Origin of the sequence: Saccharopolyspora sp. 7B, from assembly GCF_020177435.1 — a bacterium.
Lineage (GTDB): Bacteria > Actinomycetota > Actinomycetes > Mycobacteriales > Pseudonocardiaceae > Saccharopolyspora_C > Saccharopolyspora_C gregorii.
In genome coordinates this window covers 16,672-29,079 of the sequence record NZ_JAIUKC010000139.1, presented here as the reverse complement: position 1 = coordinate 29,079, position 12,408 = coordinate 16,672, and the positions used below count along the sequence as shown (strand labels likewise).

Genomic DNA, 12,408 nt, shown 5'->3' with positions numbered 1-12,408 from the left:
GGGGGGGGGGGGGGGGGGGGGGGCCCCCCCCCCCCCCCCCCCCCCCCCCCCCCGCTCCCGCTCATGCGGCGGGTCCCGGATTCGGTGCCGCTCGGGCGGGTTCGGCGAAGCCCGGGGAGGCCGGTGGCCCGCCCGCGGGCGGGAACTCGGCGCCGGGGGCTGGTGGCCGGTCCGGCTCGCCCGATCCTGGCTCCACCGGGATCGGCGCATCCGGCTGCGGCGCTGCGGAGGCCTGCCCTGGGGGTTCCTGCCCTGGGGGTTCCGGGGCCGTGGCGGCCGGCGCCTCGGGTTCCGGGGCCGCGGCGGCCCGGCTGCTCCGCCACTGCTGCGGCAGGAGTCCCGGACCGGACGGCGCGGTGCCCGGCGCGATGACGAGCCCGCGCTCGGCCGCGAGCACCAGCTCGGATCCCGTCGGAGCCGACCGGGCCACCGCGGCGCGGGCGCCGTCGTGATCGCCCCTGGCCGCCAGCCGGGCCGCTTCGACCGCGGCGTCGGTGCAGCGGAGCTGCCCGAGCAGCACCCCGAACGCGGCCAGCACGAGCAGGAACACCGCCATCACCGCGCCGATGCCGATCGCGGCCTCGACGGTCACCGCACCGCGATCCGCTGCCGCTCCACCGGCGTGGTCCGCTTCGGCGGAGGAGCGCCGGTTCCCCGCCGCACCGGACGGCGCGGTCATCCGACGCCGTCCTGCAAGGCGCGCTCGATCAGCGAGGTGAGCCCGTCGGTCACCGAGGCCCCGGTCACCACCGCGTAGAGCACCCCGGCGAACGCCGCGGCGGCGATCGTGCCGATGGCGTACTCGGCGGTGCTCATCCCGCCGTCACCGCGGAACAGGGCCCGCCACCGCCGCCGGACTCGCCGCCGCGCGCCCGCGACCAGGTGCAGCCCGCCGTCGATCGTCCGCACCGCGCACTCGGTTCGAACCGTCATCACCTTCTCCTCTCCACCGCCGGTCGGCCGCCCGGCCTCCGCCATCGACATCCGTTCGCCGGGCGCACCCGCCCGGATTCCTCCCGCAGCGCACTGATCGCGCGGTCGCGGTCACCAGGGCAGCGGCAGGCGCTGCACCATGCCGACCACCACCGGGAGCACGCCCAGGCACAGGAACGCGGGCAGGAAGCACAGCCCCAGCGGGGCGGCGACCCACACCGCCGCGCGCTGGGCCCGCGCCTGCGCGCGATCCGCCAGCTCGGCGCGGGACTCGGCCGCCAGCTCGGCGGCGACCTCGGCCAGTGCGCTCCCGGTCCGGGCCGTGCGCCGGGCGGCTCTCGCCAGCTCGGCGGTGCCGGGATGGCGCAGCGCCGGGTCCCAGGCCGCGACCGGGTCGGCGCCGAGTTCCAGCAGTCCTGCCACCTCCCGCAACGCGTCCCCCGCCGCACCGGGCAACTCGGCGGCGACCGCGCGCACCAGCACCACCGGCGGCAGTCCGGCGCGCATCCCGGCGGCGAGCAGGTCCCATCCCGCGGCCAGTGCCAACGGGTCCACCGGTTCACCCGCCACCTGGCGCCGGAACCACCAGAAACCGACCGCCGCCAGCAGCAGCGCACCCACCGGTCCGCCGAGCAGCGCGCCGCACAGCCCGCCCACCACCGCCGCGAGCGCCGACCGCCGACCGCGGCACCACTCGGCCACCGCCGGGGACCACCCGGGTCGGGCGGGTGCGGGCGGCAGCCGCGCCCGGGCGGGACCGGACGGCACGACCAGCAGGCCCAGCCCGATGAGCGCAGCGGCCCACGGCGCGCCGCTCCCGACGGCTCCGGTCAGCGCGGTGGCCCCGGCCAGTTCGGCGGCGCTCACGTCCGCACCACCGATTCGGTGAGCCGGACGGTCCACACCACGCCCGCGCACAACAGCGCCACTCCCCCGACCAGCAGCGCCTGCCCGAGCACCCCGTGCGCGAGCACCGCCAGCGGTGCCGCGCCGGAGAGCTGGCCCAGCAGGAGTCCGAGCAGCGGCAGCGCGGCGAGCACCACCGCCGTAGACCGCGGACCGGCGAGCTTCGCGTCCACGTCCCTGGCGAAGGCCACCCGGTGTTCCAGGTCGCGGCGCACGGAATCCAGCGGTTCGGCGAGCGCGACCCCGTGCCGATCGGCCAGCGCCCACGCCCGACCGGCGCGCGCCAGCGGGTCCGCTCGCGCCGGACCGGCACCGGCGGGGTCGGCGGCGGCCAGCAGCACCGCGGCCGGGTCCCCGCCGAGCCGCGCGGTGGCGGCGAGGTCCCGGAAGAGTCCTGCCACGGCCGGGTCGGACTCCGCCGCAGCGCCCTCGGCCGCCGCGGCCGGGTGTGCTCCAGCGCGCAGCTCCGCGACGAGCATCCGGAGCGCGGACGCGAGTGCGGCCGCCCGGGCGGTCCGCCGCCGATCCGCACCGCGTCCCCGCCACCACCAGATCCCCAGCGCGGCGAGCGCGGCGGCGGCGAGCAGGCCGCCGATCCCGGCGAGCGCGGTGCCGAACAGGACTCCGCCCAGCACCGCCCACGGGGCCGCGCCGAAGGACGGGGCGCGGCGCCGCACCGGTTCCGGCCCCGGCCGCACGGTGGCGATGCGGGTCCGGGCGCGGACGTCCGGCCAGGTCAGCAAGGCCATCGCGGACAGCAGTGCGCTCAGCACGGCAGATCACCCCCGCGCGCTCGCAGCAGCGCGAGCAGGTCCGGCCTGCCCTCGCCCCAGCCGGTGCCGCGTTCCCAGGCGGGCACCACGCGCACCAGGTCTCCCTCGCGGCGCAGCACCCCGATCTCGGCGAGGTACCTGCCTCCGCCGGTGGCGCGCCGGACGTGCAGCACGACCTGCACGGCCGCCGCGAGCTGGCTGTGCAGCGCCTGCCGGGACAGCCCGCCGAGCGCGGCGAGCGCTTCCAGCCTGGCCGGGACCTCGGCGGGCGAGTTCGCGTGCACGGTCCCGCCGCCCCCGTCGTGCCCGGTGTTCAGCGCAGCCAGGAGTTCGCAGACCTCCGCGCCGCGCACCTCGCCGACGATCAGCCGGTCGGGGCGCATCCGCAGCGCCTGGCGCACCAGGTCGCGGATGCGGACCTCGCCCGCGCCCTCCACGTTCGCCGGCCGGGTCAGCAGCCGGACGACGTGCGGGTGCTCGGGTCGCAGCTCCCCGGCCTCCTCCACGCAGATGATCCGTTCGGTCCGGCCCACCTCGCCGAGCAGCGCGGCGAGCAGGGTCGTCTTGCCCGCGCCGGTGCCGCCGGTGACCAGGAACGCGAGCCGGTGCCGGACGATCTCTCGCAGCGCGGTGGCGCGCGCCTCGTCGAAGGTCCTGAGGCGGCGCAGCGCGCCCACGTCGTGCGAAGCGGGCCGCAGCACCCGCAGGGACAGGCAGGTGCCGTCCGCGGCGATCGGTGGCAGCACCGCGTGCAGCCGCACCGCCTCCCCCGACTCCGCACCGGGCAGCCACGCGTCGACCCACGGTTGCGCTTCGTCCAGCCGGCGGCCGGTGGCGACCGCGAGCCGCTGGGCCAGCCGCCGCACCCCGTCGTCGTCGGGGAAGGTGACCGAGCAGCGACGCAGGCCGTCTCCCCGGTCCACCCACACCTGGTCGGGTGCGGTGACCAGCACGTCGGTGACCCGCGGGTCCCGCAGCAGCGGTTCGAGCACCCCGGCCCCGAGGAATTCCTGCTGCAGCGCGCGCAGCGCGGCGAGCAGGTCGGTGTCGGCGACGAGCCCGCCGGACTCCTCGCGGACGGCCGTGGCCACCGCGGACGGGTTGAGCGGTGCGCCGCTGCCCGCGAGCCTGCGGCGCACCCGTTCGATCAGCTCGGTGTGCACGACGCCACCGCCCGTCCGGCCACGAGTTCGTCCAGGACGCGGAGTACTTCGCCGGTGGCCCGGGCGATCGGCCCACGGCTGCCCGCCCGGGTGGCGCACAGCCCGCCGCGGTCCACGGCGGCGGCGAGCGCGGGCTGGGTCCGCAGCACCGCGAGCACCTCGACGCCCACCGCGCGTTCGACGTCGTCGACGCGCAACCCGCCCGGGGCCGGGCCGCGCACGACCGCCAGCACCGGCCCGGCCGCGTGCTCGCGCACCAGCTCGGCGGTGCTCGCCGCGGAGGCGCAGCCGCGCACTTCGGCCGGAACCACCAGGACGACCAGGTCGGCGCGCCGCAGCACTGCCGCCGCCGGTTCGAACGGCGTCCGCGGCAGGTCGCAGACCACCACGTCCCCGGCGCGCCGTCCCGCGTCGAGCACCGCGCGCACCGAGGTCGCGGTGGGGCCGTTCGCCGGGCCGCTCCGGTCGCAGGAGAGCACGGTGAGCCTGCCCCGCCCGAGGCGGCGGCCCGGCAGCGCCGCGCGCAGCGCACCCGACGGGATCCGGCCGTCACCGACCGACAACCCGGACCAGCGCAGCCCGGAGGAGCCCTCCACGCCGGCGGTCAGGTCGAGCCCACCACCGGCCGGATCGCAGTCCAGCAGCAGCGCGCCGTCCCCGCGACGGGCGGCGGTCACCGCGGTGGCCGCGGCCAGGGTGGACGCCCCGGCACCGCCCGCGCCGCCGAGCACGGCGAGCACCCGGCCGTCCCCGGGTGACGCGCGAGCGCCGTCGGCGACATCGGTGAGCAGCTCGACGAGCCGGAACTCCTCGGCGGGCAGACCGAGCAGCGCTTCCGCCCCGACCTCGAACGCCGGTCGCCACAGCGGTCCCACCCCGCCCCTCGTCAGCACCACGACGCCTGGCCGGCGCGGGAGTTCCGCGACCAGCGCCTCGGCGGCGGCCGGGCCGTCGAGCAGGACGAGCGCCGCATCCCGCCAGCGGTCGCCGGGGGCGGTCCCGCCGTCGTGCCGCCGCAGTTCGCAGCCCGCGACGGCGGCGAGGCGGGCGACGTCCTCAGCGAGCGCCTCGTCGGCGGTGATGAGCAGCGGCGTGGTGGTCGTGGACATGCGAGGTCCCCGTTCGGATCCGGGCTGATCGCGGGTGTCCGAAGGTGGTTCCGGCCGTTCTCCCGCTCGTCATCAACGGTGACCGAGGCGGAACCCCGCGTCGATCCCCGAATCGCGAATCTGTGGACGAAACGGGTACCTGTGGACAACCTGTCCCCCGGTTCAGCGAGCCGGATGGTCGGAGATTGCCGAAACCGAACCGCTGGTCAGGGAAAACCGCACATGCGCGCCACTTCGACAATGCCATTCCGATGGGGCGGAGAACTCGACCGGATGCGCCGGAGATCATCTCCCGGCAGCGCGGAAAGGGCCCGCGCCCGGTCGCGGGAACAATGGAAAGGGTGGCCCGGCAGCGCGGGAGCGGCGAAAGCCGAACGAGGGCGACCCGCCCGGTGGAAATGGGACGACCCCCGTCAGGGGGGAGGGACGGGGGTCGTCGAGAGTTCAGCTCCGGGGGGTCGAGCTGAACCCGTCCGGGGCTCCCGGACCCCTCAACTGTAGCGCCCCGTGCCCCTCACACGCGCCCCGTCCATTAGGAGGAACGTCGGCCGCCGCACGCACCCCCGGAAACTCAGCGTGCAGGCCATCCCGCGCGGGCGCACGCCTGGCCCCACCCCCGCGGGAGGCGCTCCGACACCGTGGGTGACTGGTGCGATCGGCGGAACGTGCAGCCGTCCGGACATCGCCGATGTTTCGTATGCTGTGCCTCGTGACAGCGCCCGCGAACCCACCGGCCGCCACCGAGCCTCGGGCGGCGGCATTCTTCGACTTGGACAAAACGGTCATCGCCAAATCGAGCACGCTCGCATTCAGCAGACCGTTCTTCCAAGAAGGCCTCATCAACCGCAGGGCGGTGCTCAAAAGTGCCTACGCGCAATTCGTGTTCATGCTGGCCGGTGCCGACGCGGACCAGATGGACCGGATGCGCGCGCACATCACCTCGCTCTGCGCCGGATGGGATGTCGAGCAGGTCAACGCGATCGTCGAGGAAACCCTGCACGACATCGTCGACCCGCTGGTCTACAAGGAGGCCACCCAGCTCATCGCGGAGCACAAGGAGCAGGGCCACGACATCGTGGTGCTCTCCGCTTCCGGGCAAGAAGTCGTGGCTCCGATCGCCGCGCTGCTCGGTGCGACGCATTCCGCGGGCACCCGGATGGTGGTCTCCGGCGGCAGGTACACGGGTGACGTGGAGTTCTACTGCTCGGCGGAGAACAAGGCCGCGGCGGCCCGCGAGCTCGCCGAGCTGCACGGCTACGACCTGGCCGCCTGCCACGCGTACTCGGACTCGGTGACCGACCTGCCGCTGCTGGAGGTCGTCGGCCACCCGACCGCGGTGAACCCGGACCGCGGGCTGCGCAAGCACGCCGCCCAGCGCGGCTGGCCGTCGCTGGCGTTCGAGCAGCCCGTCTCGCTGCGCGCCCGCTTCCCCACCCCGTCCCGGGCCGCGGTGACCGCCGCCGGGGTCGGCGTGGGAGCGGTGGCCGCCGCCGGTGCCGCCTGGTGGGGACTGCGCAGGCTGCGCCGCGGCCGCTGACCCGCGCCACCAGCGGGAAGCCCGCCCGGAAACGATCAGCCCGCTGGGGATTGCAGCGGTCCGGAGCGGGGTCTACAAAGGAGGTGCGGACTCCGGTTCGGCCAGGGACGGCGCGGAGGAGAAGCACCGTCCACCCCGTCCGGGCTCCGTGCGTGAGGACGGAGCACCCACGCGCTGCCGCCACGTGAGGCCGGTCGTCGAACGGGGTTGCGTACCGGGACGCCGGACGCCTAGCCCGGAAGTTACGACATTCGTGCACGCTTGGTAACCCGTCCGAACACGCGAAAGGCGGCGCTCGCCGAGGCGGGCGCCCCCGTTTCGCGCGCGGGGCGGGCCCGACCGGAACGCACCCGGCGTGTCGGATCATCCCGGATGCGCTGATCAGGGCCGTTCGCGCCGATCACCCACCGGATGGCGTTGACCGGGCACGGGCACGTGAGTAGCTTCCGAATTCCACCCCCGTGGTGGTGGACGACTTTCCGCCCCCGCCCGCCGACCCCGACCCGGCGCCCCGCCGCGGGACCGTGGGCACAGCCCCAGGAGGTCCCCGTGGGCTTGAAACGCTCCCACCGGCTCCCCGCCGCCATCGGCAGCGTCGTGGCGGTGCTCGCCGTGGGCGGTGGCCTGTCCGCCGCGGGCGCGCAGGAACCCGCGCCACCCCCCGTGCACAGCGCGGTCGACCCGTCCGTCCAGGCGAAGGTGCAGGGCATGACGCTGGAGGAGAAGGTCGGCCAGCTCTTCGTGACCTACGCCTACGGGCGTGCCGCCGACGCCCCGCACCCGCAGAACCGGACCGAGTTCGGCGTGGACACCCCGGCGCAGGTCGTGCAGCGCTACCACCTCGGCGGCCTGATCCACTTCACCTGGACCGACAGCCTCCACGAGCCACGCCAGATCGCGGAGCTCTCGAACGGGGTGCAGCAGGCCGCGGTGTCCTCCGGGGCGGGGGTGCCGCTGCTGATCTCCACCGACCAGGAGCAGGGCCAGGTCACCCGGATCGGCGAACCGGTGACGCAACTGCCCGGCAACATGGCGCTGGGCGCGGGCCGCAGCCCGGAGGACGCCGAGACGTCCGCGCGGATCACCGGCGAGGAACTGCGCGCGATGGGCCTGAACCAGAACTTCGCGCCCAGCGGGGACGTCAACGTGAACCCGGCGAACCCGGTGATCGGGGTCCGCTCGTTCTCCTCAGACCCGGCGCTGGCCGCGCGGCTGTCCGCGGCGGCGGTGCACGGCTACCAGGACGGCGCGAACGTGGCCGCGGCGACCAAGCACTTCCCGGGGCACGGCGACACCAACCAGGACAGCCACACCGACCTGCCCGTCATCGAGCACACCCGCGAGCAGTGGGAGCAGCTGGACGCGCCCCCGTTCCGGGAGGCGATCGCGGCGGGGACCGACGCGGTGATGAGCGCGCACATCGTGGTCCCGAAGCTGGACGACTCGGGCGAGCCGTCCACGTTGTCGCCCACGGTCCTCACCGGGATGCTGCGCGACGAGCTGGGCTACCGCGGCGTGATCGTCACCGACTCGCTGCAGATGGACGGGGTGCGGGCGAAGCACTCGGACGCGGAGATCCCGGTGCTGGCGCTGCAAGCGGGCGCCGACCAGCTGCTGATGCCGCAGAACCTCCAGGTCGCGATCGACGGGGTGCTGGGCGCGGTGCGTTCCGGCGCGCTCACCGAGGAGCGCATCGACGCCAGCGTCGAGCGGATCTTGGAGCTGAAGCGCAAGCGCGGCGTGCTCGACTCGCCGTTCGTCGACCCGGCGGCGGTGGACCGGGTCGTCGGCAACGCCGAACACCGCGAGCAGGCCCAGCGGCTCACCGACCGCACCACCACGGTGCTGCGCGACGACGCGCACGAGCTGCCGCTGCGGGACCCGGGCCGGGTGCTGGTCACCGGGGCCGGGGACCAGGCGACCGCCGAGCTGGCGGAGCGGTTCCGCGCCCGCGGCCGGGAAGCGGACTCCCTGCCGACCGGCATGACGCCGACCAGCGGGCAGGTCAGGCGGGCGGTGGACGCGGCGCGCTCGCACGACACGGTGGTGGTGCTGACCAACGCGGCGTGGAACGGGACGAACGCGGCGCAGCGCGACCTGGTGCGGGCGTTGCAGGACTCCGGCACGCGGGTGGTCGCGGCAGCGGTGCGGGACCCGTACGACGCGGCGCACGTCGAAGAGGTGCCCACCTGGCTGGCGACCTACTCGGACAAGCCGGTGGCGATGGAGTCGCTGGCGCGGGTGCTGCTCGGCGAGGTCTCCCCCGCCGGGAAGCTGCCCGTTCCGGTGCCCACCGCGGACGGCACCGGGCAGCGGTTCCCGTTCGGCCACGGACTGAGCTGGTGACCCCGATGCCGTTGAGCAGACGGGGTTTCCTGGTCTCGACCGCGGTGTCGGCCCCGCTGCTCGGCGCGACCAGCGCCTGCGCCGCGGAGCAGGACGGCCCGGTGCCCGGGTCGCTGCGCACCGGAGCGGACGTGCTCGCCGCCGAGGGCTGGCAGCGGCTCGCGGGCCGCAGGCTCGGCGTGATCACCAACCCGACCGGGGTGCTTGCCTCGCTGGAGCACGTGGTGGACGCGATGCACGCCGGCGGAGCGGTGGACGTCGCCGCGGTCTTCGGCCCGGAGCACGGTTTCCGCGGCACCTCCCAGGCAGGCGGTTCGGAGGGCGACGTCCGCGATCCGCGCACCGGACTGCCGGTGTACGACGCATACGGCGCGGACGTGCCGAAGCTGGCCGCGATGTTCCGCGAGGCCGGGGTGGAGCGGGTGGTGTTCGACATCGCCGACGTGGGCGCCCGCTTCTACACCTACATCTGGACGATGCACCAGGCGATGCAGGCGGCCGCGCAGGTAGACGCGGAGTTCGTGGTGCTGGACCGGCCGAACCCGATCGGGGGCCGCCGGGTCGAGGGACCGGTGCTGGATCCGCGGTTCACCTCCGGGGTGGGCCTGCTGCCGATCGCCCTGCAGCACGGCATGACGATCGGTGAGCTGGCGCGGCTGTTCGACGCCGAGCACTCCGACACCCCGCTGGGCGACCGGCTGTCGGTGGTCCGGGTGGAGGGCTGGCAGGGGCGCGGCGCGGAGCCCGCGGTGCCGTGGGTGCCGCCGAGCCCGAACATGCCGACGCCGGACACCGCGATGGTCTACCCGGGAACGGGGTTGTTCGAGGGCACGGTGCTGTCCGAGGGCCGCGGCACCACCCGCCCGTTCGAGATCATCGGCGCACCGGGCATCGATTGGCGGTGGGCGGAGGAGCTGAACGCGGCCGGGCTCGCCGGGGTGCGCTTCCGGGAGACCTACTTCGTGCCCACGTTCTCCAAGCACGCCGAGCAGACGTGCGGCGGCGTGCAGCTCTACCGGGACGGCGACGTGGACCCGGTGCGGCTGGCGATCGCGATGCTGGTCTCGGCGAAGCGGCTGTACCCGGAGGTGTTCGGCTGGCGGCCGGACGGCATGTTCGACAAGTTGGCCGGTACGGACCGGGTCCGCGGCATGATCGACGCGGGCGCGGAGGTGGACGAGATTGTCGGTTCCTGGCGGGCGGACCTCACCGGGTTCCGGCGCTCGCGGGAGCGGTTCCTGCTGTACCGGTGAGGCCGGGTCGTCCGAGCGAGGGGTGAGGTCGTGATGCGCAGAGCGCTGGTGGCGCTGGTCCTGGCGTCGGTCACCGCGGCCACCGCGGGGCCCGCGTGCGCGTCGTCCCCGGACGGCGCGGGCGGCCGCTTCGACCGGCCGCAGCAGGGCTTCGCGCCCGCGGACACGGTGCTGCGACCGGGCACCCCGCAGCAGGTGGGGCTGGATCCGGCGCCGATCGACGCGGCGCTGCGGCGGATCGCGGCCTGGACCGAGGTGGTGCCGGGCAGGCAGCACCCGATGTACGCGGGCGCGGTGGCGCTGCTGGCGCACGACGGCGTGGTGGTCCGGCAGGACGCGTTCGGCCGCGAGGTGCGCTACGCGGACGGGACGGGCACCGAGCTGCCGCCGCAGGAGCAGGAACCGGTGCGGCCGGACACGATCTTCGACGTCGCGTCGATCACGAAGCTGTTCACCTCGATCGCCGCGTTGCAGCAGGTCGAGGACGGCGCGGTGGAGCTGGACGCGCCGGTCGCCCGGTACCTGCCGGAGTTCGGTGCGCACGGCAAGGAATCGATCACCGTGCGCCAGCTGCTCACGCACACCTCGGGGCTGCAGGCCGAGGTGAAGCTGTGGAAGCTGCCGCCGCAGGAGCGGATCCCGCACGTCATGGGCCTCACCCCGCAGCACCCGCCCGGTTCGGGCTACGAGTACTCCGACCCGAACATGATCACGTTGGGCGTGCTGGTGTCCCGCGTCGCGGGCGAACCGCTCGACGAGGTGGTGCGGCAGCGCATCACCGAGCCGCTCGGCATGACCGACACCGGCTACAACCCGCCGCCGCAGGAACGGCACCGGATCGCGGCCACCGAGTTCCAGGCCGATCCGCCGCGCGGCATGGTGCGCGGCGAGGTGCACGACGAGAACGCCTGGTCGCTGGGCGGGGTCGCCGGGGAGGCCGGGATCTTCTCCACCGCGCACGACCTGGCGGTGCTCGGCCAAGCGCTGCTCAACGGCGGCAGCTACGGCGGCGCGGAGCTGCTGGACGAGGACTCGGTCGAGCAGATGCTCACCGACTTCAACGGCGGCTTCCCGGGGAACTCGCACGGGCTGGGCTTCGAACTGGACCAGCGCTGGTACATGGCGGGGCTGAGCGGCCCGCGGTCGGCGGGGCACACCGGTTACACGGGCACTTCGCTGGTGCTGGACCCGCTGTCGCGCTCGGTGGTGGTGCTGCTGACGAACCGGGTGCACCCGTCCCGGGAGTGGGGGTCCAACAACGAGGCCCGGCAGGTGCTCGCGCAGGGCGTGGCGGAGTCGCTGGCGGTGCGCCCGGAGCACGGTTCGCGCGAGTGGTCGGCGCCCGCCGCGGAACCCGCGACCTTGACCACCCGGGAGCTGGGGCCGGTGGCCGGGCCCGCGCAGGTGTCCTTCGACGCGTTCGTCGACACCCAGCGGGACGGCGACGGGACCGATGCGCTCGTGGTGGAGTCCAGCGCGGACGGCGGTGCCTCGTGGCGCCCGGTGCCGGTGGAGGCGAGCGGCGACGGCGCACCGGAGGGACCGCAGCGGGTGCTGGCGGGTTCCGGGCACCGCGCGTGGTGGCAGGTGCGGGGCGCGGTGGACGCGGCTCCGGGGCAGCGGATCCTGGTGCGCTGGCGCTACGCGCCGGACGCGCGGTACACCGGGCGCGGGGTGCAGCTGGACGGCATCTCCGCGGCGGACCGGGAGCGGACCTTGCTGGACGGGGAGCTGGAACCGCAGGGGCTGCGCGCGGAGGGCTGGCGGGAGGTGGAGCGCTGAACGGCCCGGAGCCGAGCGTCCCGTTGCTCCCGATCGGGTGTACCGCCCGGGAATCCGGAATAGCCGCGCCTCCGGCCGCGTCGTGACCGGTGTTCATCGTCGAGCACCAGGAGGCAGCGCTCATGGCCGCGATCCCGCAGGAACTGGCCGAGATCCTCAGCAAGCGCGCGTTCGCGCACATCGCGACCCTCGGTCCGCGGGGCGAGCCGCAGTCCAGCCCGGTGTGGGTCGAGTGGGATGGCACGCACGTGAGGTTCAGCCAGACCACCGGCAGGCAGAAGTACCGGAACCTGCAGCGGGATCCGCGCATCGCGGTGTCCGCGCACGACCCGGAGAACCCGTACCGCTACGTCGAGATCCGCGGCCGCGTCGCCGGGTTCGAGCCGGATCCGGACAACGCGTTCATCAACAAGATGGCGAAGAAGTACACCGGTGAGGACGAGTACCAGTGGGGGCAGCCGGGGGACGAGCGCGTGGTGGTGCTCGTCGAGCCGGAGCACGTGCCGGGCGCGTAGTCCGGCCTCGGCGGGACGCGCGGTGGCTCCTGCCGCGCGCTCCGCGTTCGGGGCGGTCGGGCGGCGACCCGTCCGGCCGGGTCGGCCGAGC

11 protein-coding genes are annotated in these 12,408 nt (G+C 75.2%); 5 read left to right on the top strand and 6 right to left on the bottom strand.

The features are described 5' to 3' along the window. Positions 1-61: 61 nt before the first annotated feature. The 6 genes from LCD33_RS21370 to ssd all read right to left on the bottom strand — a co-directional run bounded on the left by LCD33_RS21370 (position 62) and on the right by ssd (position 4,884). Positions 62-679: a TadE family type IV pilus minor pilin gene (locus LCD33_RS21370; protein ID WP_224978197.1), complete on the bottom strand. Its 618-nt coding sequence runs from the start codon at positions 677-679 to the stop codon at positions 62-64. Continuing rightward, positions 676-933, bottom strand: coding sequence for a DUF4244 domain-containing protein (locus LCD33_RS21365; RefSeq protein WP_224966664.1), 258 nt, complete (start codon positions 931-933; stop codon positions 676-678). The genes LCD33_RS21370 and LCD33_RS21365 overlap by 4 nt, the downstream gene beginning before the upstream one ends. Before the next feature lie 111 nt (positions 934-1,044). Continuing rightward, on the bottom strand, positions 1,045-1,800 hold the full coding sequence (locus tag LCD33_RS21360) for a type II secretion system F family protein (RefSeq protein ID WP_224978196.1): 756 nt from the start codon (positions 1,798-1,800) through the stop codon (positions 1,045-1,047). Next, a complete protein-coding gene (locus LCD33_RS21355; RefSeq protein ID WP_224966662.1) occupies positions 1,797-2,612 on the bottom strand; it encodes a type II secretion system F family protein in 816 nt (271 codons plus the stop codon). Before LCD33_RS21355 ends, LCD33_RS21360 begins: the two co-directional genes overlap by 4 nt. Beyond that, positions 2,606-3,775, bottom strand: coding sequence for a TadA family conjugal transfer-associated ATPase (locus LCD33_RS21350; RefSeq protein WP_224966661.1), 1,170 nt, complete (start codon positions 3,773-3,775; stop codon positions 2,606-2,608). The genes LCD33_RS21355 and LCD33_RS21350 overlap by 7 nt, the downstream gene beginning before the upstream one ends. Beyond that, positions 3,760-4,884: a septum site-determining protein Ssd gene (gene ssd / locus LCD33_RS21345; protein WP_224978195.1), complete on the bottom strand. Its 1,125-nt coding sequence runs from the start codon at positions 4,882-4,884 to the stop codon at positions 3,760-3,762. Before ssd ends, LCD33_RS21350 begins: the two co-directional genes overlap by 16 nt. Positions 4,885-5,581: 697 nt before the next feature. On the opposite strand from ssd, the gene LCD33_RS21340 reads away from it, so the two are divergent. The 5 genes from LCD33_RS21340 (at position 5,582) to LCD33_RS21320 (ending at position 12,317) form a co-directional block, all read left to right on the top strand. Next, on the top strand, positions 5,582-6,421 hold the full coding sequence (locus LCD33_RS21340; RefSeq protein WP_224957299.1) for an HAD family phosphatase: 840 nt from the start codon (positions 5,582-5,584) through the stop codon (positions 6,419-6,421). A 555-nt stretch (positions 6,422-6,976) separates the two neighbouring features. Next, complete coding sequence (locus LCD33_RS21335) at positions 6,977-8,767, top strand: glycoside hydrolase family 3 protein (RefSeq protein ID WP_255617694.1); 1,791 nt, start codon at positions 6,977-6,979, stop codon at positions 8,765-8,767. Positions 8,768-8,772: 5 nt separating this feature from the next. Further along, positions 8,773-10,020 (top strand): exo-beta-N-acetylmuramidase NamZ domain-containing protein, encoded by a 1,248-nt coding sequence (locus tag LCD33_RS21330; protein WP_224957282.1) that lies wholly within the window; start codon positions 8,773-8,775, stop codon positions 10,018-10,020. Positions 10,021-10,053: 33 nt separating this feature from the next. Continuing rightward, the gene (locus tag LCD33_RS21325) at positions 10,054-11,802 is read left to right on the top strand and encodes a serine hydrolase (protein ID WP_224957280.1); all 1,749 of its coding nucleotides are present in this window, start codon (positions 10,054-10,056) and stop codon (positions 11,800-11,802) included. A 122-nt stretch (positions 11,803-11,924) separates the two neighbouring features. Next, positions 11,925-12,317 carry a PPOX class F420-dependent oxidoreductase gene (locus LCD33_RS21320; protein WP_224978194.1) on the top strand — a complete coding sequence of 131 codons (393 nt, stop codon included), beginning with the start codon at positions 11,925-11,927 and terminating at the stop codon, positions 12,315-12,317. Positions 12,318-12,408: the final 91 nt, after the last annotated feature.

Excerpts from the sequence above, each read along its gene's own strand:
- LCD33_RS21370 (WP_224978197.1), bottom strand. The coding sequence starts at position 679 with ATGACCGCGCCGTCCGGTGCGGCGGGGAACCGGCGCTCCTCCGCCGAA.
- LCD33_RS21365 (WP_224966664.1), bottom strand. The coding sequence starts at position 933 with ATGACGGTTCGAACCGAGTGCGCGGTGCGGACGATCGACGGCGGGCTG.
- ssd (WP_224978195.1), bottom strand. The coding sequence starts at position 4,884 with ATGTCCACGACCACCACGCCGCTGCTCATCACCGCCGACGAGGCGCTC.
- LCD33_RS21340 (WP_224957299.1), top strand. The coding sequence starts at position 5,582 with ATGCTGTGCCTCGTGACAGCGCCCGCGAACCCACCGGCCGCCACCGAG.
- LCD33_RS21330 (WP_224957282.1), top strand. The coding sequence starts at position 8,773 with ATGCCGTTGAGCAGACGGGGTTTCCTGGTCTCGACCGCGGTGTCGGCC.
- LCD33_RS21325 (WP_224957280.1), top strand. The coding sequence starts at position 10,054 with ATGCGCAGAGCGCTGGTGGCGCTGGTCCTGGCGTCGGTCACCGCGGCC.
- LCD33_RS21320 (WP_224978194.1), top strand. The coding sequence starts at position 11,925 with ATGGCCGCGATCCCGCAGGAACTGGCCGAGATCCTCAGCAAGCGCGCG.